The sequence below is a fragment of the Flavobacterium sp. N1719 genome, assembly GCF_025947045.1.
Lineage (GTDB): Bacteria > Bacteroidota > Bacteroidia > Flavobacteriales > Flavobacteriaceae > Flavobacterium > Flavobacterium stagni.
Genome location: NZ_CP109993.1, coordinates 1,189,637 through 1,213,587, shown reverse-complemented (window position 1 = coordinate 1,213,587; position 23,951 = coordinate 1,189,637). Strand labels below are relative to the sequence as shown.

Below are 23,951 nucleotides of genomic sequence, written 5' to 3'. Positions count from 1 at the left end.
CCTAAAAGGAGCCTCTTTTTTTATAATTAAAAGTTAAATTCTCAAAACTGAAAGTATTACTATTATATTTGCAATAAAATACTATGCTATGAAAACGGTAGTACTATTAATAATGATAGGATTAACTTCTCTCAATTGCAGCAATGTTGCCGCCCAACAGCTGGATACTTTCTCCAATTTAGAAGAAGCAAAGCAACATGCCTTACAAGTAAAAAAGCTTAGTTTGAATAATTATACAGGAACCCTACCTGCGGATTGGGACACGTTGTTTCCAAATCTGGAAACGCTTTCGCTGCAAAACGACAACCTTAAAGAAATTCCTGCGGGAATCGCGCGATTAAAAAAATTACGCGTTTTAAACTTAAGTGGAAATCCGATACAACGAATTCCCGAATCATTAGCACAACTTACGAGTTTGGAGGAATTACATTTGAGTAACGACGCTCAACTTAATTTACCACAATCGCTATCCGTTTTAGCAAAATTACCCAAATTAAAAGCGTTGCATTTGGAGAATGATGGTATTGTCAAATTGCCTGGAGAGCTTTTTAACTTAAAACAGCTGGAATCGTTGTATTTAAACAACAATCAATTGCCGGAGATTCCTTCGCAATTAAAGGGATTACCGCATTTACAATATCTAGAAATTCGGAATAATAAAATCAATCCTGATTTAATAGATACCCGAAATTTAAACTTTGGATTTAAAATACAACTCTAGCCATGATTGATGCACTAATAGCACTTACTTCATTAGTAGCTTTGGAGGTTATCCTTGGTTTGGATAACGTCATCTTTATTTCCATTTTAGCGGATCGATTGCCCGAAAACGATCGCAATAAACTTCGCTTTTGGGGATTGGGTTTAGCGATGCTCATGCGCTTGGCATTACTCACTGTCATTGCTTGGATCATGAAACTCGATACCACCTTATTAACGCTAGCCAATATTCCGTTCTCAGGAAAAGGAATTATCCTTTTGTTGGGCGGCCTTTTTTTGATTTACAAAAGCACCAAAGAAATTTATCATAAAACTGAAGCGAATCACCCAGACAATCAAGAGTCATCAAAAAAGGCAACCTTCGGTAGGTTATTGGGGGAAGTTATTGTTTTGGATTTGGTTTTTTCAATCGACTCCATTATCACAGCCGTAGGAATGGTGAATCAAATCTGGATCATGTACACTGCCGTGATCATTACCGTATTTATTATGCTTTTTGCCTCGAAACCCATTAGTACTTTCATCAGTAAGCATCCCTCTTTCAAAATATTAGCCTTATGCTTTTTGATGATGATTGGCGTTTCGTTAATTGCTGAAGGCCTGCATTTTGAAATCCCAAAAGGCTATATCTATTTTTCGATGGCCTTTGCCTTCATTGTCGATGTAATTCAAATGAAAACAATACCTCAAAATTCTCAAAAATGATTTTAAACCAAGTCATCATAGCCGTGAATGACAAACTGTACGTCAAGAATCCCGAGTCCTCGGAACTGGGCCGAAAAATCATTCAACACAGTATCAATTTAATTGATGAAATTGGATTTGAAGCCTTTACCTTTAAAAAATTAGGGGAACGCATTGGCTCCAATGAAAGTTCATTATATCGGTATTTTGAAAATAAACACAAATTATTGTTGTACCTTTCTTCATGGTATTGGGGTTGGATGGAATACCGTTTGGTCATGGAAACCAACAATATTCCCGATCCCAAAACAAAATTGATGAAAGGTATCGAAATATTAACCGAGAAAATAAATGATGACACGAGTACGCAACACATCAATGAAGCAACACTCAACAACATCATCATTTTTGAATTCACTAAAACCTTCATGACCAAGGAAGTAGATCAAGAAAACCGTGAAGGCTTTTTTATCATTTACAAAAAAGTAGTTAACCGATTAAAAGACATGATATTGGAAGCACACCCTACCTATCCCTTTGCCAAGAGTTTGGCATCATCCATTGTAGAGGGTTCGCTGCATCAGCATTTTCTTAAAGATCATTTGAAAACCATCACCGATTGCAATGACACCCAATCGCCCACGCATTTTTACCAACATTTACTCGAACAAATCTTGAAATAACATGAAATATACTCCTTTTCAACGTTTAACAAACCTACTCAAACTCGACCGAAAAGATGTCGTACAAATCATCTTGTACGCCGTATTTGCAGGTTTGGTGAGTTTGTCTCTACCACTGGGAATTCAAGCGATTATCAACCTCATCCAGTCGGGTCGCGTGAGTGCTTCCTGGGTGCTTTTGGTAGTCATCGTAATCATCGGAGTGGCGCTCGGCGGCATATTATCCGTGATGCAATTGCGAATTACCGAAAACTTGCAACAGAAAATATTCGTGCGCTCTTCTTTCGAATTCAGTTACCGCCTCCCGAAAATCAAATTGGAAGCGCTTTATAACCAATATGCGCCCGAATTAGCCAACCGCTTTTTTGACACCTTAACCATACAAAAAGGAACGTCAAAATTGTTAATCGACTTTTCATCGGCCTTGCTTCAAATTATATTCGGCATCATCTTACTGTCGTTATACCACCCGTTCTTCATCTTGTTTGGTGCATTATTGCTGGTTTTATTATATTCGATTTTTAAATTTTCGTATACCACCGGACTCAACACTAGTTTGAAAGAATCCAAATACAAGTATAAAGTCGTAGGCTGGTTACAGGAAATTGCCCGCAACAACAGTAGCTTCCGTAAGAAAGACAATTTTGAATTTGCTCTAGCAAAAAACAACAGCTTGGTCGAGCAATACTTGGTGCACCGAGAAAAACATTTCAATATTATCAAACGCCAATTCCTACAATTGATCGGATTTAAAGTGATTATTACCGCTTCCCTATTATTGATTGGCGGATATTTGGTTGTAAGTCAGGAAATGAATATCGGTCAGTTTGTCGCCGCAGAAATCATCATCCTTTTGGTGATCAACTCGGTTGAAAAAGTCATCCTCGGTTTGGAAACATTCTATGACGTCTTAACTTCTGTGGAGAAAATTGGCCAAGTGGTGGATATGGAAACGGAAAAAACCATTTCCAAAGAACCTGATTTTTGCTACACCAACATCCAAATGGAAACGGACAACCTAAGTTTCAAATTTCCCGACAGTGCGGATCATGTTTTATCAAAAATTAATTTGATCATCAATCCCGGAGAAAAAATCTATTTGGATGGAAAAAATGGTTCCGGTAAATCCACGTTAATTCGGATACTTGCAGGCTTAATGCAACCTACATCAGGTTCGTTTGCTATCAATGACGATACGTATCGCAAGGTTGATATCAACCAGTTCCGCTCGCATATTGGTACCATCCTTCACGAAGAAACCCCATTCGAAGGAACCATTTTGGAAAACATTACCTTCAACAATCCACACGTGACGCATGACCAAGTAAAATGGGCTATTGACAGTGTAGGCTTGGGCGAATTCATCAAATCACTTCCTGACGGACTCGATACGATGATTTTCCCCGAAGGACGCCAACTCTCCTCGTCCAATGCCCAAAAGATTTTGTTAGCGCGCAGTATTGTCAACCGTCCGAAAATTTTATTTTACGAAGATCCTTTGGACAAAATGGACGACGATGCCGCTGCTCGCATCATCGACTTCTTAACAGATGCTAAAAATCAATGGACGTTAATTGTCACTTCAAAAAATCCGTATTGGAAACAAAAGTGTATGCGTGTCATCGAAATTCAAGAAGGAAAAATTAATAACGATATTTTAAAATCATAACCATGCTCAACTTATCCAAAGAAAACCCCATAACTGAAAACATTGATCAGTTTAGCACGGTGAAAAACTTAAGTAACCGTCCGCATTATAAAATCCTAAACCGCATTATTTTATGGGTTTCCGGAATCACTTTGGTTATTCTCTTTTTGCCTTGGACACAAAATATTTCAGGCTCGGGAGCGGTGACCACTTTGAAACCCGACCAACGTCCGCAAACCGTGCATAACGCCATTGCGGGTCGTATCGAAAAATGGTACGTGAAAGAAGGGGATTATGTCAAAAAAGGCGACACCATCCTATTTATCTCTGAGATTAAAGAAGATTACTTCGACCCGAATTTGGTGGACAACACCAAAAACCAAGTCGAAGCTAAAAAAATGGCTGTAGAATCGTATAGTGGTAAAGTTTCCACACTTGGCACTCAAATCAGTGCCATTGAAGCGGAACGGAACTTGAAACTGCAACAGGCAAAAAATAAAATTCGCCAAAGTATCCTAAAAGTGCAAAGCGACAGCATGGACTTAGAGGCGGTGAAAACCCAATTAAAAATTGCCAACACCCAGTTCAATCGCTCCCTAACCTTGAACAAAGAAGGCTTGAAACCGCTAACGGATGTCGAGGAAAAGCGCTTGAAACTTCAGGAAGTGGAAGCCAAAATCATCACCCAAGAAAACAAATTCATTTCCAGTAAAAATGAATTGATCAATGCGCAGGTAGAAGTCAACCGCATTGGTGCTGAATATGCAGAAAAAGCTTCCAAAGCGCGCAGCGATCGTTTCACCGCGATGAGTAGCCAATACGATACCGAAGCACAGGTCAACAAATTGCAAAACCAATACACGAATTACAAAATTCGTAACGGCTTGTATTACATCACGGCGCCCCAAAACGGCTATGTGAACCGCGCTTTGAAATCGGGTCTAGGCGAAACCATCAAAGAAGGGACCGAAATCGTGAGCATCATGCCGTCCAAATACGACATCGCCGTGGAAACGTATGTGAGTCCGACCGACCTACCCCTGATCCACAAAGGCGAGAAAGTTCGCATCTGGTTTGACGGATGGCCAACTATCGTATTCTCGGGCTGGCCGAACATGTCGTACGGAACCTTTGGTGGAAAAATTGTAGCGGTGGAAAATTTCATCAGTCCGAACGGGAAATTCCGCGTACTCATTGCCCCCGACAACGAAGATCATCCGTGGCCAAAACAAATTAGTATGGGTTCGGGTGCACAGACTTTGGCGTTATTGGACAATGTACCAGTTTGGTATGAAATCTGGCGAACACTCAACGGATTCCCACCCAATTATTACCAACCCAAAGGTGGCGCGAAAGGCGACGCCAAATCAGAGGCGAAGAAATAATTTTTGGGAACTAATGGCTAGGGCTTCCCGGCCATCCCTATTCCTGCTTTCCGTTGCAATCTGCTTTCGCTAACGCTACAGCAGGATTTCCACTGCAATCAGGGTTAAAAAAAGAGGCTATTGGCCAACAAAAAAATTATGAAAAAATTACTTTTTATACTGCTTTCCTTACCGCTCTGGAGTCAGGCTCCATCGATGAATACGCTTACCTACGACGAATATTTGGGCTATGTAAAAAAGTTTCATCCCCGGGTAAAGAGTGCCGATTTGAACATCAGCAGTGCGCAAGCCAACTTGATGATGGCACGGGGTGCATTTGATCCCAAAATCGAAGTGGACTTTGACAACAAACAGTTCAAAGGCAAGGAATATTATTCGCTTTTAAACAGTAGTTTCAAGATTCCGACATGGTACGGAATCGAAGTTAAAGCCGGATTTGACAACAGCGAAGGGATTTATGTGAATCCGGAGAACACTTTGCCAAATCAAGGATTGACATCATTGGGAATCACAGTTCCTTTGGGACAAGGGTTGTGGATTAACCAGCGTATGGCCGACTTGCGAAAAGCCAAAATCCAAATCAACTTGAGCAAAGCCGAACGGCAATTGGAAGCTATTAATGTGCTTTATGATGCTTCAGTTGCTTATTTTAATTGGAAACGAACGTACGATGAAGTGCAGTTGTATAAAAATTATTTGGTCAATGCCGAAACCCGATTTACAGGAATTCGGAGTTTAATCAAAAACGGAGACAAACCGGCCATTGACAGTGTAGAAGCGGGAATTGTAGTGCGCAACCGAAAACTAAGTTTGACCGATGCTACTTTGAAATTGGCCAAAGCCAAATTGGAATTGTCCAATTACTTGTGGTTGGAAAACAACATCCCGATGGAATTGCAGGATGGAATGCTTCCTGAGGAAAACCTGGACAAAACCATTCAGGAAATTTTGCGCACCAATGCATTGCTTTCGGGAGACATCAGTATTGACAACCATCCCAAAATTACGGCCTTGGAAAGCAAAGTTAATTTATTGGACATCGACCGAAAATTGAAAGCCAATATGCTCTTGCCAAAAGCCAATGTGGGGTATTTCTATTTATCGGAGCCCAATTATTGGAATTCGACCGACTTCAACAATTACAAAGTCGGGGTGAATTTCTCGTTTCCCTTATTCTTACGCAAAGAACGCGGGAGTTTAAAGTTGGCCAAATTCAAAGTCCAAGATGCACAATACGACTTAAACATGGAACGGGTGCAATTAACCAACAAAATCAAAGCGCAGCAAACCGAGTTGAGTTCGCTCCTCGAGCAACAAAAACTGACGGGCGATTTGGTAACCGATTATCAAATCATGTTGCAATCGGAAGAACGTTTGTTCTCGTTGGGAGAGAGTTCGATTTTCTTGTTGAATTCCCGTGAAAACAGTTTGGTTACAGCCCGACTCACGGCGATTGCTTTGGTGAATCGGTATTTGATTTCGAATGCCGAATTGTTTAAAATCATGGCGCAACCCGATTAGTGATTTGAAAATCGTTCGTGTCATTTAGCCCCGATAGAGCCGGTATCCACGTAACGCAGTGGAGTGATAAAGGCGAAAGCGGGAAGACACGTGAAAAGAACCCCTACTTCTGCTCCAAAAAAAAAAACTCCCCGAAGGGAGTCTTTTTACATTTGATGGAGTAATTCATAGTACTCCTTATCAATGCGCTCCCTATGGGAAGGATGCGCGATTTTAACTAACTCATCAGCACGTTGTTTCAAGGTTTTGCCATACAAATCGGCGATACCGTACTCGGTGATCACGTAATGAATGTGGGCGCGAGTGGTTACCACTCCGGCACCTTGTTTTAGGAAAGGAACGATGCGACTCTCCCCTTTTTTGGTAATGGAGGGCAAAGCGATAATGGCTTTTCCGCCCGGACTCAACGACGCGCCACGGATGAAATCCATTTGACCGCCTACTCCGGAATACATACGTGGCCCAATGGAATCGGCACACACTTGACCGGTTAAATCGACTTCAATAGCCGAGTTAATCGCTACCATATTGGGGTTTTTACGAATGCGTGCGGTATCGTTCACCATCGACGATTCTTTCATTTCGATAAACGGGTTGTCGTTGACAAATTCGTATAAGCGTTTGGAACCGATTAAAAAAGTAGCCAACACGCGACCGCGTAACGTTCCTTTGTAATTGCAATTGATCACATCTTTTTCAATCAAGTCGATCACGCCATCGGAGAACATTTCGGTGTGTAAACCCAAGTCTTTGTGATTGGTCAATTGGCGAAGGGCTGCGTTGGGAATGGAGCCAATACCCATTTGCAGGGTGCTTCGGTCTTCGATAAGTGAGGCGATGTATTCCCCGATTTTATTTTCCTCGGGCGTACAGGGTTCGACCTCATGCGCATAAATTTCAGTGTCGACTTCAACCAAATAATCAATTTCAGACACGTGTAAAATACCGTCACCAAAGGTTCGGGGCATATTGGGATTCACTTGCGCCACCACGATTTTGGCATTTTCAATAGCTGCTACGGTCGCTTCAATGGAAACGCCGAGCGAGCAATAGCCGTGGCGATCGGGTGGGGAAACATGGATAAAAGCCACATCGATGGGCAATACATTTTTGCGAAACAAATGCGGCAATTCACTCAAGAAAACGGGCGTATAGGAACCGTTTCCTGCTTTGAGGGTGTGGCGCACATTGGATCCAATAAAAAAGGAATTCACATGAAAGCTATCCGCGAGTTCGGGATTGGCATACCGCGCTTCGCCTTCGATATGCAAGTGGCATATTTCAACGTTGCGCAATTCTTCAGCACGCTCGGTGAGGGCGTTGGCCAAAACAGTGGGTGCAGCGGCGGCGGCCTGTAAATAGACCCGATCGCCGGATTTCACGACTTGTACAGCTTCTGCTGCGGTTACATATTTGCTCATACCATTAATTTTGGACAAAGTTAGGGTTGGATTTTAGGTAAAAACATGACATTTCTCATGGTTTATCCGTAAAGTAGTATGGGTAAAAAAGTCCGTTTTTCGAAAAAAAATACCTACTTTTGCCCACTCATTTTCAGACTTATGATTATACCTAAAACCCGTGAAGAAATTGAAATCATGCGTGAGAGTGCGTTGTTGGTTTCCAAAACCTTAGGGGAAATTGCCAAAGTTATTCGTCCTGGTGTTACCACCTTACAATTAGACAAATTGGCGGAAGAATTCATTCGTGATCACGGTGCTGAACCCGGTTTTTTGGGCATGTATGGTTTTCCCAATTCGTTGTGTGTAAGTCCGAACGCCCAAGTGGTTCACGGCATTCCCAACAACAAACCGTTGGAAGAAGGCGATGTGATTTCCGTGGACTGTGGGGTTTTGAAAAACGGATATTATGGCGATCATGCGTACAGTTTTGAAATTGGAGAAGTAGCGCCTGAAACTAAGAAGCTCTTAGAAGTGACCAAAGAAAGTTTGTATGTGGGTATTCGCGAATTTCGTGCGGGCAACCGTGTAGAAGATGTGGGCAATGCCATTCAAAAATACTGCGAAGGACATGGTTACGGGGTAGTGCGCGAATTGGTCGGACATGGTGTAGGAAAGAAAATGCACGAAGAACCTGAAATGCCGAATTACGGTAAACGCGGTCGCGGCAAATTATTTGTAGAAGGCATGGTGGTGGCGATCGAACCGATGATTAATATGGGAACGAAAAACATCAAGCAGTTGAAAGACGGTTGGACGATATTAACGGCGGATGGTAAACCCAGTGCGCATTTTGAGCACAATGTGGCGTTAGTGGATGGCAAACCTGAATTGTTATCGACGTTTCAATACATTTATCAAGCGTTGGGCATTCAAAGTAATGAGGAGGATGAATTCCGTAAAAATCCGTTGGTGCTATGATCAAGAAAGTTTTCAAATGGGTTTTAAATACAATTCCGCGCCCGGTGTTGATCCGTTTGAGTATTGTGGTGCGTCCGTTGTTGGCTTTTTTGTTGAAAGGAAACCGATTCACCGACCCGATTGACGGCAAAAGCTTCCGTATGTTTTTACCGTATGGCTACGGGAGTCAGCGCAACAATGTACTTTCTCCGAGTACGCTTTCGTTGGAAAGACACCGCTTGTTGTGGATCTTTCTGCAACGGGAAACCGACTTTTTTACCGCGACTGAAAAGAAGAAAGTTCTGCATTTTGCGCCAGAGCAAGAGTTTTATAAGCGCTTTAAAAAGCAAACCAATATTGAGTATACTACAACCGATTTATTATCGCCCTTAGCGGATGTGAAAGCGGATATTTGCAACCTTCCTTTTGAAGACAATACCTACGATATCATTTTTTGCAACCATGTGTTGGAGCACATTCCCGATGATACCAAAGCGATGCAAGAGTTGTATCGGGTGATGAAACCGGGCGGGATGGGCATTTTTCAGATTCCTCAAGATTTGAATCGTGCGGTTACGTTTACGGATGATAGCATCACCGACCCGAAAGAACGGGCGAAAATCTTTGGACAATACGATCACGTGCGTGTTTATGGGCGGGATTACTTTGATAAACTGCGCCAAATTGGGTTTACGGTTGTAGAAGAAGATTACACTTCAAAATTAAATCCAGCCGATGTAGAACGTTTTTGTTTGGCCAAAGGCGAAATCATTCCGGTTTGTTTTAAATAATTTGGCTTTTTTTTCGTTGCTTTAGTATCTTTACGAAATAAACAACGATCACATGAAGCGATTTTGGGCAGTGCTGGCCGTATTGGCAAGCGTATTCACCTTTGCACAAGAAAAAGAAGTCAATCCACCGTATTATATCAAAACCATCACTTTTGTTCAAAACGGACAAAACATGGTGCCTGTTTTCCAATTGGGAGACGATATTCAATTGCAATTTGATGACTTACAAGGCGCGGAAAGCAATTACTACTACCACATTACCCATTGTGATTACGATTGGAAACAATCCCAATTAAGCATCAATGAATATTTGACAGGGTTTAATGACCAACGTATTATTGATTATACGAATTCGTTGAACTGTTTACAGATTTATTCGCATTACCGTATTACTTTTCCCAACAAATTCACCCAATTGAAAGTGAGTGGCAACTACATGATTAGCATTTTAAATGAAGATCGAGAAGTTGTTTTTTCGCGAAAGTTTGTCGTTTATGAAAATCTGGTTTCGGTACCGTTACAAGTTAAACGAGCACGCCAAGTAAATGATACGCCTTACAAGCACAATATGGATTTTGCCGTAAAATCTGGGACGATTAATTTCCAGAGTCCGCTAAAAAATGTCAAAGTAATGGTGCTTCAAAACGGACGCTTGAACAATGCCCTGACGAACATCAAACCTATGTATACAGTGGGCAATGATTTGATCTACAAATACGATAGCGAAACCCAGTTTTGGGCGGGGAACGAATTTTTATATTTTGAAAATAAAAACATTCGGGCGGCCACCAATACAATTGCTAAAGTGGACACCAATTCTGGTTTATACGGCTGTTATTTGTACACCAATACCGCACGTGGGAGTCAACCCTACACCTATTGGCCTGACAAAAATGGGAATTTCTTCATCAACAATGTGAATTCGACAGTACCAGAAACGGAGGCTGATTATGCTTGGATTTACTTATCGTTGTCTGCTCCTGCTTTTTATGAAAACAAAAATATATACATTACAGGTATGTTTAATAATTACGCCATGAATGACGAATATAAGATGGATTATAATGAAAAGAAAGGGCTTTATGAAAAAGCAATTATGGTGAAACAAGGCTTTACCAATTATTGTTTTACGGTAGCGGATTCCAATGGAACGATTGACAATGCTAATGCGATTGACGGAAATTTCTACCAAACCGAAAACGATTATATGGTATTGGTGTATTACCGTGAAAACAACCAACGCTATGATCGCGTGATTGGTAAAGGCATTGCTTCCTCGGTTGACATCATTAATTAACACTATCTTTAAACGGTAAAGCGTTGATTATTACCTTTTTTTTGTAACTTTACGTCAAATAATTGAGCATGGTAACCCAAATCACAAAAGGCATTAAAATTTCGGTGAGCACGGTTTTCGAAGGGACTTACTTCAAAAACTACAAGCTTCACTATGCTTTTTCGTATGAGATTACCATTGAAAATCACAGCAAAGACTCGGTACAACTCCTTTCCCGCCATTGGGAAATTTACGATTCTCTAAATGATTTAGAAATTGTCGATGGTGAAGGAGTGATTGGACAAAAACCGGTATTGAAACCCGGCGAAACCCACACATACACTTCCGGTTGTCTGCTTACTTCTCCTCATGGCGCTATGCACGGTTGGTTCAATATGGTGAATTTTACGACTACACGCAACTTCCGCGTTATTGTTCCTGCCTTTCGCTTGAATGCGCCTTACGCTTTAAATTAATCATTTCACGAAATTGTAACATGGGTTGACAAGTTTTTAGTCAAACCTTTGTATTTTTGTTCGTTGTTGGCAAATTCGTAAAAAGCCAGCCAACTTTTTTATTATTGTTCAATTTCAAAAAATACAACTCATGCCTAAAGGATTTTTCAATGTCCCTAAAGCGGTCAATGAACCCGTAAAATCATATATTCCGAATTCACCGGAAAAAGCAGCGGTATTAGCCGCTTATAAAAAAATGTGGAACGAAACCATCGACGTCCCTATGTATATTGGCTCGTCAGAAGTTCGCACCGGTAACACCCGCACCATGAGTGCCCCACATGACCACAAACACATTGTGGGCACCTATCATTTGGGAGAAGCACAACACGTAACACAAGCCATTGACGCAGCTTTGGAAGCGCGTAAAAAATGGGCCAACATGCCTTGGGAGCACCGTGCCGGTATCTTTTTAAAGGCAGCCGAATTGATTGCCGGACCCTATCGTGCCCAAATCAATGCCGCGACTATGATTGCCCAATCAAAAACGATATTTCAAGCCGAGATTGATGCAGCCTGTGAGTTGATTGACTTCTTGCGTTACAATGTACAATTCATGACGCAAATTTACAGCGACCAACCGGCTTCGGTATCGGATATTTGGAACCGTGTGGAATACCGTCCGCTAGAAGGATTTGTGTATGCCATTACACCGTTCAACTTTACGGCTATTGCGGCGAATCTTCCTGCAAGTGCGGCGTTAATGGGAAATACCGTAGTTTGGAAACCAAGCGACAGTCAGGTGTTTTCTGCAAAAGTTATCATCGATGTATTCAAAGAAGCGGGAGTTCCTGATGGAGTAATCAATGTGGTTTTTGGTGACCCTGTAATGATTACGGATATTGTTTTAAAACATCCTGATTTTGCAGGTGTTCACTATACAGGTTCGACCTTCGTATTCAAAGAAATTTGGAAGAAAATTGGTGAAAATATTCATACTTACAAAACTTATCCCCGTATTGTTGGAGAAACAGGTGGAAAAGATTTTGTGTTAGCACATCCTTCGGCAAATGTGAAACAAGTGGTGGCCAATACAATTCGTGGTGCTTTTGAATTCCAAGGTCAAAAATGTAGTGCCGCTTCCAGAGCGTATTTCCCAAAATCATTGTGGCCAGCTATTAAAGAAGAAATGGGCAAAGAATTGGCGAGTATCAAAATGGGATCGCCTGAAGATTTCTCCAACTTTGTGACTGCAGTGATTCACGAAGGTTCGTTTGACAAATTGGTTTCTTATATCGAACAAGCGAAACAAGATGCAGATGCTGAAATATTATTTGGTGGAAATTATGACAAATCGGTGGGGTATTTTATTCAACCTACTGTGATTTTGACAACCAATCCAAAATACAAAACGATGGAAACCGAGTTGTTCGGTCCTGTTTTGACGGTATATATTTACGAGGATGCCGATTGGGCAAAAACCTTAGAGTTGGTGGACAGTACTTCAGAATATGCGTTGACAGGCGCTATCTTCAGTCAAGATCGTTATGCTATTGTTGAAGCTACACAAGCGTTACAAAACAGCGCGGGTAACTTCTACATCAACGACAAACCGACAGGAGCAGTAGTAGGAATGCAACCGTTTGGTGGCGCACGTGCTTCAGGAACGAATGACAAAGCGGGTTCGATGCAAAACTTATTGCGTTGGGTTTCGCCGCGTACAATCAAAGAAACCTTTGTAACGCCAGCCGATTACCGTTACCCTTTCTTGGGCGAATAATCGCAAGAAAATAATAGTTTACAATCCGATTCTTTACAGGGTCGGATTTTTTTATTCGCTTGATTCTTAATTTTTTGTACATTCGAAAATCAAAACAAAAAACTATGCATCGAAAATTACTTGTAACCGCTTTCGGATTATTTTCATTCTTCCTTCAAGCGCAAGACAAATCCTTTGATTTATTGCAATCGGATTCAAAAACCCATATTCTTATTGATCGGGTTTGGTGCAGTTCGAAGATCAACGAACAACTGCCGACCGAATTCAATGCGACCAATTTCCGACAACTATACAGCGAAATGCAGCGGGCTGATTTTGACCACCGCTTTCCAGAATTGTCTGTATTAGACACCCAAAAAGCCATAGCGATTGCCCAACATGAAATTCCGTTGGCGGTTATGGTGGCTAATTTCGAATCGATACCCCAAAATCAATTCGCCAGTTTACAAAAAAACAGCCAAGGTCAATGGTTAGCCCAAGGCAATTCTGGCTATTTGAAACAACATGCGTTGAATTGCATCGCTCCGTTGTTTTTATCTTCGCGAACCAATACGGTAACTTTCACGTTGCCTGAGGCGCTGATTTTTAGCACCTCCAAAACCCTACAATCCGTTCAATTGCAATTGGAAAATGGAGCAACGTTTGTTTTGAACAAAGGGCAGCAACTCCCCGTTACTTTTTCAACGGCTGGGCAACATACGATTCAAGCTACGTTACGTTTTACAGACGGGAGTCAGACCCAAAACCAATTCACCTTCACTACGGAAGGACAAGTGTATGGCAAACACAATGGATTTACCGTTATGCCCAATGTTGTGAATTCCATTACCTCTACCCTTGCTTATCAAGGTTATGGTGAAACCGCGGCTTTTCAAGGTCAAGGCGAATACGAGATTTTCATGGATACGACCAATGGTGTTTTGGACAAACCTATCATTTTATTGGATGGTTTTGATCCTGGTGATACCCGAAATACTTCTATCGTTTATAATGCATTGAATTATGGAACGGGTCAAAATATGGGTGATGACCTCCGAGCTTTGGGTTTTGATGTCATTGTGTTAAATTTCCCGAATTATATCCGACCCAACACCACCACAACTGTTGACGGCGGCGTCGATTTTATCCAGCGCAATGCTTATGTTTTAATTGAACTAATCAACCAAATCAATGCCCAAAAAGTCGGTAACGAACAAAACGTAGTAATTGGTCCGAGCATGGGTGGCTTGATTTCGCGCTATGCTTTACGGTATATGGAGCAAAACAGCATGAGTCACCAAACCCGCTTGTACATTTCTTTTGATTCGCCGCATTTGGGAGCGAATGTTCCGATTGGGTTCCAACATTTATTCAATTATATGGCGTACGGACCTGTGGGCGACACGACGATGCAAACCATCGTTAATGGGATGTTGAAGAGTCCGGCTGCACGCCAAATGCTCATTGATCATCTGGAAGGCCATTTGCAATCGGGTAGTGCATATGAATTCATGACGGCTACCAATTCGTTATTACCGACTGGCGCACCCAACTACCGGGATGCTTTTCAAAACGAATTGAATGCCATGGGATTCCCTGCAACGGTTCGTAATGTTGCTATTGCCAATGGGGCAGGAAACGGCACCATGACGGGTACACCCGATATGGTAGTGATGGATCATACGTTTAACCAAACCTCAACCCAACGTGCGATTATCAACTTACGGTTTACACCGGCAGCGGGACAAACGAATCAAGTGAGTCGTTTTCGCGGACAAACGTATATTCTCTTTGGTTGGGTAACGGTTTTAGAAAGTTTAGCCAATTGCAAATACCCAACCACTACATCCGGATTGGATTCGGCACCCGGCGGTCGCTTTGACATGAATGGATTGAATCCGGGAACAACGAATGCATTGCTCACCGAATTCTTCAACAATTTACAAATCTTGTATTTTGATTTTATTCCTACGGTTAGCTCCTTAGCGATAAGCAATACCAACAACTATTACACTCCTGTTACAACGGCTTCAACTACTCCTTTTGTCAATTACCATGTGCCCACCACCAATGAGAATCACGTCACGTTGACGCCAACGAATATGTTGTTTGCCTATAATGAAATTGTACAAGGACAATTGGGAACCCCTTCGTTTGCCTTGGATCATTTGCAAATCAAAAACCCAGTGGGTGAGCAATTGGAAATCTTTGCGCCTTATGCAATGCATCCGTCGCAAATGACCGTATCGGATGCCTTAGGAAAAGTGATTTGGACACACGATCAAACTTCATTTACAGGACAACTCACGCTACCGCTCACTTTGGAAAATGGCATCTACTTGTTGACCATCCAAAACGAAAGCGGAAAATCAACATACAAACTCATTAAATCCTAATAAAAAAGTCCCTTGTAGCAAGGGACTTTTTTTATGACTTATATTTCAACGGGAGGTAAACCACTTTTTTCGTTTCAAAAAATTCATCTTCAAAATAATCGGAAAGATTATATAAAACGGTCTTTTGGAACACCGCTAATTCTTCGGTCAAATCACCGCCTTTTAAATACAATATTCCGTTGTCCAACGCGTGTTTGGATTGCTTTTTGACTTTACCGCGCACCCACTTGACAAAATCGGGCATGTTGGTCACGGCACGACTCACGATAAAATCAAATTCTTGCTGTACCTTTTCGGCACGCATTTGTTCGGCTTTCACATTGGTCAAACCCAAACCTGCGGCTACTTCATTCACCACACGGATTTTCTTAGCGATCACATCAATCAAATAGAACTGGGTTTCGGGAAATAAAATCGCCAAGGGAATGCCTGGAAAACCACCGCCTGTGCCGACATCCATCACCGAGGCACCGGGTTGAAATTCCATGATTTTGGCAATTCCTAACGAATGCAATACGTGACGGGTGTACAATTCGTCAATATCTTTTCGAGAGATTACATTGATTTTTGCATTCCATTCTACATACAAATCATGCAACTTGGCAAACTGAGCACGTTGATTATCAGAAAGATTAGGAAATTGCTTAAGAATTTCGTCCATGAAGTTAATTTTGTGCAAAATTACATTTTTTCGTTGATAAAATATGATGAATATCAGGATGGAAAAAATTATAATCCGTAAATTTGACACAACTTTAAAATTTAGATTACATGGAAGCAGGAAGTCCTATCTTCTCCAAAAATGACCAATTAAAATTCTTCAGAACGTTGAACAAACGTGTCAACGACTACTTCAAAGACAACAATATTGACCGTACCGGAAACTGGAAATTACATTTAAAAACCATTGTAATGTTCTCGCTATTCTTGGTACCTTACTTTTTCCTAGTCGCTATGGATATGCCCTTTTGGACCTATCTTTTACTGAACATCGTAATCGGTGTGGGTATGGCTGGCGTAGGGATGAACGTGATGCACGACGGGAACCACGGCTCGTATTCATCCAAATCTTGGATCAACAAAATCATGGGCGGAAGCATCTATATCTTGGCAGGTAACGTGTACAACTGGCAAGTACAGCACAATGTGTTGCACCATACCTACACCAACATTTTAGGCCATGACGAAGACTTGGAGGCCGGACGTATCTTGCGTTTCACCAAAGAAGCCGAATGGTACAAACACCATAAATTCCAACACATCTACTCGGTATTTTTATACGGTTTATTAACCTTCAACTGGGCGATTACTTCGGATTTCCAACAAACCAAACGCTATTTACAACGCAAATTGTCGTATGGCGAGTTCAAGAGTCCGGTGTTTCGTTGGACAACCTTAATCATCACCAAAATGATTTACTTCTCGATTTGGTTGGTAGTTCCGATGGTGATGGGAATCACTTGGTGGAAAGTCGTTCTTGGTTTTGTAGTAATGCACTATACCGCAGGTTTGATTTTAAGTATCGTATTCCAATTGGCGCACGTGGTGCATGAAACACACAATCCTGTTCCGAATGAGGAAGGCGAAATGGAAAACACGTGGGCGATTCACCAGTTGTATACTACAGCCAACTTCGCTCCGAAAAACTGGTTGGTGAATTATTACACGGGCGGATTAAACCACCAAATTGAGCACCACATTTTCCCTAATATTAGCCACATTCATTACGACAAAATTGCGGAAATCGTAAAACAAACAGCCAAAGAATGCAATCTCCCTTATTATGAGTTCAAAACCATGCGAGAGGCCGTGATTTCTCACTTTAGTCATTTGAAGGAATTAGGAAAAAAAACCACAATTCGCTTAAAAAATAGGGTTATATTTGCCCGAAACCAATAACACAACATAATGAATCCACTTTCTGACCGGATCAACAGTCTGAGCACGTCACAAACCTTGGCGATGGCTGCTTTAGCCCGTGAATTAAAAGCACAAGGAAAAGATATCATCAGTTTAAGTTTGGGCGAACCCGATTTTAATACGCCCGATTTTATCAAAGAAGCGGCCAAAAAAGCCATCGATGATAACTACAGCACTTACTCGCCTGTTGACGGCTATTTAGATCTTAAAGAAGCCATCTGTAGAAAATTCAAACGCGATAACAACTTGGACTATACTCCTGCCAATATCGTGGTTTCTACGGGCGCCAAACAATCCTTGTACAACATTGCTCAAGTGATGATTAACCCGGGTGACGAAGTTATTCTTCCAGCACCGTATTGGGTTTCTTATTATGAAATTATCAAAATCGCGGGCGGTATTCCAGTGGAAGTGCCGACCACCGTGGAAAGTGATTTCAAAATCACCCCCGAGCAATTGGCACAAGCCATTACACCCAAAACCAAAATGATTTGGTACAGTTCGCCCTGCAACCCCAGTGGTTCGGTATACAGCCGCGAGGAGCTAACGGCACTGTCGGAAATCATTCTACAACACGACAATCTTTACGTCGTTTCGGATGAAATCTACGAACATATCAACTTCTCAGGAACCTTCTGTAGTATTGCGTCAATCCCTGGGATGTTTGACCGCACGATTACCGTAAATGGTGTGGCCAAAGCCTTTGCCATGACCGGCTGGCGCATTGGTTATATCGGTGCACCCGAAGTTATTGCCAAAGCCTGTACCAAAATGCAAGGCCAAGTAACGAGTGGTGCCAATTCCATCGCGCAACGGGCCACGCTAACCGCAGTGGATGCCGATCCTAGCGTATTAAACGACATGGTCGCGGCCTTCCAACGCCGTCGTGATTTGGTAGTCGGATTGATTCAAGATATCCCAGGCATGAAAATCAACGTTCCCGAAGGCGCTTTCTATGTCTTCCCCGATGTATCGTCGTTCTTCGGAAAAACATTACGCGGAAAATTGATTCAAAACGCCGACGACTTCTCCATGTATTTACTGGCTGAAGCCAATGTGGCCACGGTAACCGGCGACGCTTTTGGTAACCCCAACTGCATCCGTTTCTCCTACGCTACCAGCGAGGATTTACTAACGGAAGCCCTACGCCGCATCAAAGAAGCCGTAGCATAAACCCATCGCCTCAAGGAAACTTGGGGCTTTTTTATTTTATTTTTTGGGCGTTCCCTTTCAGGTCGGGTGTTTCCCTGCAAGTCCGTTGCCTTCGTAAACTCCGGCATCCGGGCTTTCCGGTTCACCCCCTAACGCGACCTGAAAAAGACGTTATCCATAAAAAACCTCTCAACACAACTATCATGAAGAAAAAAATTGTACTCTTAGGCTCGGGCGAACTCGGTAAGGAATTCGTGATTGCCGCCCAACGCATCGGACAAACCGTGATTGCGGTCGACAGCTATGAAAACGCGCCTGCAATGCAAGTCGCCCACGGCTTTGAAGTCATCAACATGCTCGATGGCGCTGCCTTGGATGCTGTCATTGCCAAACACCAACCCGACTTTATCGTTCCCGAAATCGAAGCCATTCGCACGGAACGCTTTTACGACTATGAAGCGCAAGGAATAACGGTGGTTCCCTCTGCCAAAGCGGCCAATTTCACCATGAACCGCAAAGCGATTCGCGACTTGGCGGCCAAAGACTTGGGACTGCGCACCGCTAATTACCGCTATGCGACCTCCGCTGCCGAATTGGAACAAGCCGTTGCTGAAGTAGGCTTACCGTGTGTAGTGAAACCATTGATGAGTTCGTCAGGTAAAGGCCAATCTACGATAAAATCAGCCGAGGATATTGCCAAAGCTTGGGCGTATGCTGTAGAAGGTTCGCGCGGTGATGTGGTTGAAGTGATTGTGGAAGCCTTTGTGAACTTCCATTCGGAGATTACCTTACTCACTGTTACGCAAAATAACAATCCGACCTTGTTTTGTGCGCCTATTGGTCACCGTCAAGAACGCGGCGACTATCAAGAGAGTTGGCAACCAGCTCGCGTCTCTGATCGCGACTTGGCCGAAGCCCAAGACATGGCGCGTAAAGTTACCGAAGCGTTGGGTGGGGCAGGATTGTTTGGCGTTGAATTCTTCTTAACCGATGAAGGCGTTTATTTCTCTGAACTCTCCCCGCGTCCGCATGACACAGGCATGGTGACCTTGGCGGGCACGCAAAACTTCAACGAATTTGAATTGCATTTACGGGCGGTGTTGAGTTTGCCTATTTTTGAGATTACTCAAGAAAAAGCAGGGGCCAGTGCGGTACTTTTAGCGACAGCGAACTCTGAAAACCCGACTTACAGCGGCATTGCAACCGTGGCGGGCTTACCCAAAACTGATTTTCGTATCTTTGGAAAACCAACCTCACGACCCTATCGAAGAATGGGCGTGGTGTTGACCCACGATGTTTTAGCAACACCGATTGAGCAACTTGTTGAACGCGCGCAACAAACGGCGCAAATGATTACTGTAAACCCGTAAGTTATGAAAAATATAGTCGTTACTTTTTGCTTGTTTATTTTATCCTATACAGCACAAGCCCAAGCAACCCAAACGCAACCCAAAACACAGTTGGTCGAAGTCTCCTGTGGGCAATGCCAATTTGGAATGAAAGACAAAAAAGGTTGTGATTTGGCAGTGCGCATTGACGGTAAATCTTATTTTGTCGTTGGCACTAAATTGGACGATCATGGCGATGCCCATGCCGAAGACGGTTTTTGTTCGGCCATCCGTCAAGCAGAAGTGATTGGCGAAATCAAAGGCAACACTTTTGAAGTGACCTATTTTAAATTGTTACCGTTAAAACACTAACGTGCAATCCTTGATCGCACATATCCAAAAACACAGCCCCCTCACTCCGGATGAGGCGGCTTTGTTTTTGGCCCATACTGAAACCCGAAAGTACAAAGCCAAATCGGTGCTGCAGCATGCGGGGACGGTGTGTACGGAAACCTATTTCATCACTTCGGGTTTGGTGCGGAGTTTTTACATCAACGACAATATTGTGGAGCACATTCTCAATTTTGCGTGTGAGGGGTGGTGGATCAGCGACATGTACAGCTTGTTTTCGGGGAAGCCAGGCGATTTGTTTATTGAAACGCTGGAAGACACTGAGGTCATTGTTTTGCCCAAGGCGCAGCAAGAACTCCTTTATCAACAACTACCCCAACTGGAACGGTATTTTCGTATACTGGCTGAAAATTCGTTGGTGGCTCACCAAGAGCGATTGATGGACAATATGAGCCGCAGTGCTGAAGAGCGTTTTGAAAAATTTTGCAAACGCTACCCTTCCTTGATTCAGCGTGTTCCCCAAAAGCAGATTGCTTCGTATATTGGGGTTACTCCCGAGTTCTTCAGTAAGATGAAAGGGAAAATGCTTCGGAAGTGATTGAGTTTTCTTAGAAATAAAAAAAACACTTTGAAACGACAGCCCGGATTTACTACGTCTGTTAGGCTAAAGCCTCGAGTGCAATCCATGCCCTCCCTGTAAAAAGCAAAAACTACACCCGATTAGCTACAGTTTTACCTATTTTTGAAGCGTAATGTAAAAGCCTATTCTTATGTATTGGCACGGATTGAAAATCCGCGCTAGCGGGTTTAGAATTTAGAGTTTAGAGTTTAGAGTTTAGAATTTAGAATTGGATAAGGAGTACTAAAGAATATTCGTCATTAAAATCAAAACTTGATTTCTAGCCCCGATAGGAGCGGCATCCCCGTAACGCAGTGGAGGGATATAGCGGATAGCGGGAAGACACTGGATAAAGAACAAAAACGTCTGCTTCAAAAAATCAAAATCATTTTCTTAACCTAGATTAAGTGGCCTAAAGTGAGTCGCGCCCTACCTTTGTATCGTAATAATGATTAAATTTAAACGATATGAAAAATACAGTTATCCATAAATCAAATACCCGTGGTTATGCGAATCACGGTTGGTTAGAAGCGCGTCATACTTTTAGCTTTGCGGGCTATTACGATCCCAATCGCGTACAGTTTGGCGTATTGCGTGTGTTAAACGATGATATTGTAGCCGGTGGTATGGGCTTTGGTACCCATCCGCATGACAATATGGAAATCATTACGATTCCGCTGGAAGGCGATTTGGCCCACAAAGACAGCATGAACAATGCCGAAACCATCAAGTTTGGCGATGTACAGGTGATGAGTGCGGGAACGGGAATTCAGCATAGTGAGTTCAACCCGAATCATGACCGTCGCACCAATTTGTTGCAAATCTGGGTGTTCCCTAAATACCGTAATGTCGAACCCCGTTACCAACAAATTACGTTAAATGTTCCCGATCGTGAAGGGAAGTTTCAACAAATTTTATCGCCCAACGCGGAAGATGAAGGCGTTTGGATTCACCAAGATGCTTGGTTCCACATGGGGAATTTCAAAGCGGGAGAACAAGCGAACTATACCTTTAAAAAAGAAGGGAACGGTTTGTATGTTTTTGTAATTAAAGGTGGATTAACCGTAGATGGACAAGCACTCGAACTTCGTGATGGCATGGGCATTTGGACCGACGACAATAGCCTAGCTACGGTGGATTTTCAAATGACCGAAGACACTGAATTGTTACTCATGGAAGTCCCCATGTTTCAATAAATAAGTGGTATGGAACCGATTGTACATCTCGAACAAAACGACAAAAATGGTTTTTTTCAAATTACCATTGACGGCACAGAACAAGGACGCATGACCTTTGTGTATGCGGGACCGGATAAGATCATTATCGATCATACGGAAGTGAGACCCGGCAACGAAGGCAAAGGGTTGGGCAAAAAAATGGTAACGGCTGCCGTTGAAATGGCCCGCGCCAACGGATTGAAAATTTTGCCCCTATGTCCGTTTGCCAAAGCGGTTTTTGATAAAACACCCGAATTTAACGACGTACGCGTTTAACATGAAGAAGTTATTAGAAAACGATATCATCGGAAGTATTAGTACCCAATTGTACCGTTGCACCATTCAGTGGCGCAACGGTCAGTTGGTTATGGACGAACCCGAATCGCTGGGCGGACAAGACTTGGGGCCTGACCCCTACACGACTTTGTTGGCTTCTTTGGCGGGTTGTACCCTATCGACCTTACGGATGTATATTGACCGAAAGGGTTGGGATATTCCTGTGTTTGCGGTGACTTTAAATATGGAACAAGAACAAACCCCAGAATTGGTTACCCATATTTCGCGAACGCTTACTTTCCCAGAAGGTGTGGATGCAGCAATCCAACAACGGTTGTTGGTGATTGCTGAAAAATGTCCCGTATCCAAAATCTTAGAAAACAAAATTGTTATTCGTACCCAAAACCAATAATTATGGATCCAAAAGACCTTACCAAAGAATACAGCAATGGCGAAGTGACCATTGTATGGAAATCGGGATTGTGCAAACATGCGGCTGAATGTGTTAAAAACAATCCGGCGGTATTTAAACCCAAAGAGAAACCGTGGATTATTCCCGAGAATTCAGATACCGAAGCGATTGTTGAAACGATTAAAAAATGTCCCTCTGGGGCTTTGACCTATTATTATAACAAATGAAACCACCCAAAAAATGGAAGTTTGCCTTAATGGTTTGGATTGCGATTTATCCTGCCATTACTCTAGCTTCTTTTCTTTTAGGCGACTACATTAAAGACTTGGCTCTGCCGATTCGCACCTTGATTATGACCGGAATTTTGGTTCCGCTCATGGTCTATGTTCTTTTGCCTTTATTACGAAAACTATTCGGAGCTTGGCTCCACACCTAACCATGAAAAAAATTATTGCTTTTGGCGGTTCGACCAGCCAAACTTCCATCAACAAACAATTGGCAACCTATGCCGCTCATTTATTTACCAATGCTGAAGTCGAAGTATTGGATTTAAACGATTACCCTCTTCCCGTATTTTCGGTGGATTTGGAAAAAGAAGGGATGCCACAAGCTGCCCAGGATTTTTATGCAAAGATTGGTTCGGCCGACTTGCTCGTTGTGTCTCTTGCGGAGCATAACGGGGCCTATTCGGCGGCATTTAAAAACCTATTGGACTGGACTTCGCGCATCAATGGCAAGAACTTCCAAGATAAACCGATGGTATTGCTAGCGACATCACCCGGTGGTCGTGGCGGCGCGAGTGTATTGGAAATTGCCAAAAACCGTTTCCCTTTTCAAGGCGCACAGGTTAAAGGCACTTTTTCTTTGCCTAGTTTTTATGAAAATTTTGATGTCAACAACGGAATCATCCAACCCGAATATAAAGCCCAATTGGAGGCGATTGTTCGTGGCATCGAATTCTAATCAGGGCCCGTATTTTTTTGTATTTTTGTCGCCAA

General features: G+C 42.6%; 25 protein-coding genes. 23 read left to right on the top strand and 2 right to left on the bottom strand.

What is annotated here, in order from left to right:
- Nucleotides 1-88: 88 nt before the first annotated feature.
- From OLM45_RS04985 to OLM45_RS04960, 6 genes are all read left to right on the top strand, one after another.
- The gene (locus tag OLM45_RS04985) at nucleotides 89-721 is read left to right on the top strand and encodes a leucine-rich repeat domain-containing protein (protein WP_264512470.1); all 633 of its coding nucleotides are present in this window, start codon (nucleotides 89-91) and stop codon (nucleotides 719-721) included.
- A 2-nt stretch (nucleotides 722-723) separates the two neighbouring features.
- Nucleotides 724-1,425, top strand: coding sequence for a TerC family protein (locus OLM45_RS04980; RefSeq protein ID WP_264512468.1), 702 nt, complete (start codon nucleotides 724-726; stop codon nucleotides 1,423-1,425).
- Complete coding sequence (locus OLM45_RS04975) at nucleotides 1,422-2,087, top strand: TetR/AcrR family transcriptional regulator (protein WP_264512467.1); 666 nt, start codon at nucleotides 1,422-1,424, stop codon at nucleotides 2,085-2,087. The genes OLM45_RS04980 and OLM45_RS04975 overlap by 4 nt, the downstream gene beginning before the upstream one ends.
- Before the next feature lies 1 nt (nucleotide 2,088).
- Nucleotides 2,089-3,756 (top strand): peptidase domain-containing ABC transporter, encoded by a 1,668-nt coding sequence (locus OLM45_RS04970; protein ID WP_264512465.1) that lies wholly within the window; start codon nucleotides 2,089-2,091, stop codon nucleotides 3,754-3,756.
- Nucleotides 3,757-3,758: 2 nt separating this feature from the next.
- Entirely contained in the window at nucleotides 3,759-5,120 is a 1,362-nt protein-coding gene (locus OLM45_RS04965; protein WP_264512463.1) for an HlyD family secretion protein, read from the top strand.
- Nucleotides 5,121-5,258: 138 nt separating this feature from the next.
- Nucleotides 5,259-6,641 carry a TolC family protein gene (locus OLM45_RS04960; RefSeq protein WP_264512461.1) on the top strand — a complete coding sequence of 461 codons (1,383 nt, stop codon included), beginning with the start codon at nucleotides 5,259-5,261 and terminating at the stop codon, nucleotides 6,639-6,641.
- Nucleotides 6,642-6,787: 146 nt separating this feature from the next.
- Here the strand turns inward: OLM45_RS04960 and OLM45_RS04955 are convergent, their stop codons facing one another.
- Nucleotides 6,788-8,062: an acetyl-CoA hydrolase/transferase family protein gene (locus tag OLM45_RS04955; protein ID WP_264512459.1), complete on the bottom strand. Its 1,275-nt coding sequence runs from the start codon at nucleotides 8,060-8,062 to the stop codon at nucleotides 6,788-6,790.
- A 141-nt stretch (nucleotides 8,063-8,203) separates the two neighbouring features.
- Here OLM45_RS04955 and map point away from each other — a divergent pair, with 141 nt between their 5' ends.
- From map to OLM45_RS04925, 6 genes are all read left to right on the top strand, one after another.
- Nucleotides 8,204-9,022 (top strand): type I methionyl aminopeptidase, encoded by an 819-nt coding sequence (gene map, locus OLM45_RS04950; RefSeq protein ID WP_264512457.1) that lies wholly within the window; start codon nucleotides 8,204-8,206, stop codon nucleotides 9,020-9,022.
- Complete coding sequence (locus OLM45_RS04945) at nucleotides 9,022-9,792, top strand: class I SAM-dependent methyltransferase (RefSeq protein WP_129460672.1); 771 nt, start codon at nucleotides 9,022-9,024, stop codon at nucleotides 9,790-9,792. Before map ends, OLM45_RS04945 begins: the two co-directional genes overlap by 1 nt.
- A 52-nt stretch (nucleotides 9,793-9,844) precedes the next feature.
- The gene (locus OLM45_RS04940; RefSeq protein ID WP_264512455.1) at nucleotides 9,845-11,089 is read left to right on the top strand and encodes a DUF5103 domain-containing protein; all 1,245 of its coding nucleotides are present in this window, start codon (nucleotides 9,845-9,847) and stop codon (nucleotides 11,087-11,089) included.
- A 68-nt stretch (nucleotides 11,090-11,157) separates the two neighbouring features.
- Nucleotides 11,158-11,544 (top strand): Co2+/Mg2+ efflux protein ApaG, encoded by a 387-nt coding sequence (gene apaG, locus OLM45_RS04935; protein ID WP_264512453.1) that lies wholly within the window; start codon nucleotides 11,158-11,160, stop codon nucleotides 11,542-11,544.
- 130 nt (nucleotides 11,545-11,674) lie between these two features.
- Nucleotides 11,675-13,303 (top strand): L-glutamate gamma-semialdehyde dehydrogenase, encoded by a 1,629-nt coding sequence (gene pruA / locus OLM45_RS04930; protein WP_264512451.1) that lies wholly within the window; start codon nucleotides 11,675-11,677, stop codon nucleotides 13,301-13,303.
- A 104-nt stretch (nucleotides 13,304-13,407) separates the two neighbouring features.
- The gene (locus tag OLM45_RS04925; RefSeq protein WP_264512449.1) at nucleotides 13,408-15,678 is read left to right on the top strand and encodes a T9SS type A sorting domain-containing protein; all 2,271 of its coding nucleotides are present in this window, start codon (nucleotides 13,408-13,410) and stop codon (nucleotides 15,676-15,678) included.
- Between the two features lie 31 nt (nucleotides 15,679-15,709).
- On the opposite strand, the gene rsmG is transcribed toward OLM45_RS04925, so the two are convergent.
- On the bottom strand, nucleotides 15,710-16,339 hold the full coding sequence (gene rsmG / locus OLM45_RS04920; protein ID WP_264512447.1) for a 16S rRNA (guanine(527)-N(7))-methyltransferase RsmG: 630 nt from the start codon (nucleotides 16,337-16,339) through the stop codon (nucleotides 15,710-15,712).
- Between the two features lie 110 nt (nucleotides 16,340-16,449).
- Between rsmG and OLM45_RS04915 the strand changes: the two genes are divergently transcribed.
- The 11 genes from OLM45_RS04915 (at nucleotide 16,450) to OLM45_RS04865 (ending at nucleotide 23,916) form a co-directional block, all read left to right on the top strand.
- Nucleotides 16,450-17,577 carry a fatty acid desaturase family protein gene (locus OLM45_RS04915; protein WP_264512445.1) on the top strand — a complete coding sequence of 376 codons (1,128 nt, stop codon included), beginning with the start codon at nucleotides 16,450-16,452 and terminating at the stop codon, nucleotides 17,575-17,577.
- A 9-nt stretch (nucleotides 17,578-17,586) separates the two neighbouring features.
- Nucleotides 17,587-18,771, top strand: a complete 1,185-nt coding sequence (locus OLM45_RS04910) for a pyridoxal phosphate-dependent aminotransferase (protein WP_264512443.1) — start codon at nucleotides 17,587-17,589, stop codon at nucleotides 18,769-18,771.
- A gap of 182 nt (nucleotides 18,772-18,953) precedes the next feature.
- Entirely contained in the window at nucleotides 18,954-20,120 is a 1,167-nt protein-coding gene (gene purT, locus OLM45_RS04905) for a formate-dependent phosphoribosylglycinamide formyltransferase (RefSeq protein ID WP_264512441.1), read from the top strand.
- A gap of 3 nt (nucleotides 20,121-20,123) precedes the next feature.
- On the top strand, nucleotides 20,124-20,450 hold the full coding sequence (locus tag OLM45_RS04900) for a DUF6370 family protein (RefSeq protein WP_264512439.1): 327 nt from the start codon (nucleotides 20,124-20,126) through the stop codon (nucleotides 20,448-20,450).
- Nucleotide 20,451: 1 nt separating this feature from the next.
- Nucleotides 20,452-21,027, top strand: coding sequence for a Crp/Fnr family transcriptional regulator (locus OLM45_RS04895; RefSeq protein ID WP_264512437.1), 576 nt, complete (start codon nucleotides 20,452-20,454; stop codon nucleotides 21,025-21,027).
- Nucleotides 21,028-21,515: 488 nt separating this feature from the next.
- Nucleotides 21,516-22,244 (top strand): pirin family protein, encoded by a 729-nt coding sequence (locus OLM45_RS04890; RefSeq protein ID WP_129459957.1) that lies wholly within the window; start codon nucleotides 21,516-21,518, stop codon nucleotides 22,242-22,244.
- A 9-nt stretch (nucleotides 22,245-22,253) separates the two neighbouring features.
- Complete coding sequence (locus tag OLM45_RS04885) at nucleotides 22,254-22,541, top strand: GNAT family N-acetyltransferase (protein ID WP_073365484.1); 288 nt, start codon at nucleotides 22,254-22,256, stop codon at nucleotides 22,539-22,541.
- Nucleotide 22,542: 1 nt separating this feature from the next.
- A complete protein-coding gene (locus OLM45_RS04880; protein ID WP_264512435.1) occupies nucleotides 22,543-22,953 on the top strand; it encodes an OsmC family protein in 411 nt (136 codons plus the stop codon).
- Between the two features lie 2 nt (nucleotides 22,954-22,955).
- Nucleotides 22,956-23,180 (top strand): (4Fe-4S)-binding protein, encoded by a 225-nt coding sequence (locus tag OLM45_RS04875; RefSeq protein WP_264512433.1) that lies wholly within the window; start codon nucleotides 22,956-22,958, stop codon nucleotides 23,178-23,180.
- Nucleotides 23,177-23,389 carry a hypothetical protein gene (locus OLM45_RS04870; protein WP_129459960.1) on the top strand — a complete coding sequence of 71 codons (213 nt, stop codon included), beginning with the start codon at nucleotides 23,177-23,179 and terminating at the stop codon, nucleotides 23,387-23,389. The genes OLM45_RS04875 and OLM45_RS04870 overlap by 4 nt, the downstream gene beginning before the upstream one ends.
- Nucleotides 23,390-23,391: 2 nt before the next feature.
- Nucleotides 23,392-23,916 (top strand): NADPH-dependent FMN reductase, encoded by a 525-nt coding sequence (locus OLM45_RS04865; RefSeq protein WP_264512431.1) that lies wholly within the window; start codon nucleotides 23,392-23,394, stop codon nucleotides 23,914-23,916.
- The last annotated feature ends 35 nt before the right edge of the window (nucleotides 23,917-23,951 follow it).

Bases quoted from the DNA above. Each gene is read 5' to 3' on its own strand.
- OLM45_RS04985 (WP_264512470.1), top strand. From the start codon at position 89: ATGAAAACGGTAGTACTATTAATAATGATAGGATTAACTTCTCTCAAT.
- OLM45_RS04980 (WP_264512468.1), top strand. From the start codon at position 724: ATGATTGATGCACTAATAGCACTTACTTCATTAGTAGCTTTGGAGGTT.
- OLM45_RS04975 (WP_264512467.1), top strand. From the start codon at position 1,422: ATGATTTTAAACCAAGTCATCATAGCCGTGAATGACAAACTGTACGTC.
- OLM45_RS04970 (WP_264512465.1), top strand. From the start codon at position 2,089: ATGAAATATACTCCTTTTCAACGTTTAACAAACCTACTCAAACTCGAC.
- OLM45_RS04965 (WP_264512463.1), top strand. From the start codon at position 3,759: ATGCTCAACTTATCCAAAGAAAACCCCATAACTGAAAACATTGATCAG.
- OLM45_RS04960 (WP_264512461.1), top strand. From the start codon at position 5,259: ATGAAAAAATTACTTTTTATACTGCTTTCCTTACCGCTCTGGAGTCAG.
- OLM45_RS04955 (WP_264512459.1), bottom strand. From the start codon at position 8,062: ATGAGCAAATATGTAACCGCAGCAGAAGCTGTACAAGTCGTGAAATCC.
- map (WP_264512457.1), top strand. From the start codon at position 8,204: ATGATTATACCTAAAACCCGTGAAGAAATTGAAATCATGCGTGAGAGT.
- OLM45_RS04940 (WP_264512455.1), top strand. From the start codon at position 9,845: ATGAAGCGATTTTGGGCAGTGCTGGCCGTATTGGCAAGCGTATTCACC.
- apaG (WP_264512453.1), top strand. From the start codon at position 11,158: ATGGTAACCCAAATCACAAAAGGCATTAAAATTTCGGTGAGCACGGTT.
- pruA (WP_264512451.1), top strand. From the start codon at position 11,675: ATGCCTAAAGGATTTTTCAATGTCCCTAAAGCGGTCAATGAACCCGTA.
- OLM45_RS04925 (WP_264512449.1), top strand. From the start codon at position 13,408: ATGCATCGAAAATTACTTGTAACCGCTTTCGGATTATTTTCATTCTTC.
- rsmG (WP_264512447.1), bottom strand. From the start codon at position 16,339: ATGGACGAAATTCTTAAGCAATTTCCTAATCTTTCTGATAATCAACGT.
- OLM45_RS04915 (WP_264512445.1), top strand. From the start codon at position 16,450: ATGGAAGCAGGAAGTCCTATCTTCTCCAAAAATGACCAATTAAAATTC.
- OLM45_RS04910 (WP_264512443.1), top strand. From the start codon at position 17,587: ATGAATCCACTTTCTGACCGGATCAACAGTCTGAGCACGTCACAAACC.
- purT (WP_264512441.1), top strand. From the start codon at position 18,954: ATGAAGAAAAAAATTGTACTCTTAGGCTCGGGCGAACTCGGTAAGGAA.
- OLM45_RS04900 (WP_264512439.1), top strand. From the start codon at position 20,124: ATGAAAAATATAGTCGTTACTTTTTGCTTGTTTATTTTATCCTATACA.
- OLM45_RS04890 (WP_129459957.1), top strand. From the start codon at position 21,516: ATGAAAAATACAGTTATCCATAAATCAAATACCCGTGGTTATGCGAAT.
- OLM45_RS04885 (WP_073365484.1), top strand. From the start codon at position 22,254: ATGGAACCGATTGTACATCTCGAACAAAACGACAAAAATGGTTTTTTT.
- OLM45_RS04880 (WP_264512435.1), top strand. From the start codon at position 22,543: ATGAAGAAGTTATTAGAAAACGATATCATCGGAAGTATTAGTACCCAA.
- OLM45_RS04875 (WP_264512433.1), top strand. From the start codon at position 22,956: ATGGATCCAAAAGACCTTACCAAAGAATACAGCAATGGCGAAGTGACC.
- OLM45_RS04870 (WP_129459960.1), top strand. From the start codon at position 23,177: ATGAAACCACCCAAAAAATGGAAGTTTGCCTTAATGGTTTGGATTGCG.
- OLM45_RS04865 (WP_264512431.1), top strand. From the start codon at position 23,392: ATGAAAAAAATTATTGCTTTTGGCGGTTCGACCAGCCAAACTTCCATC.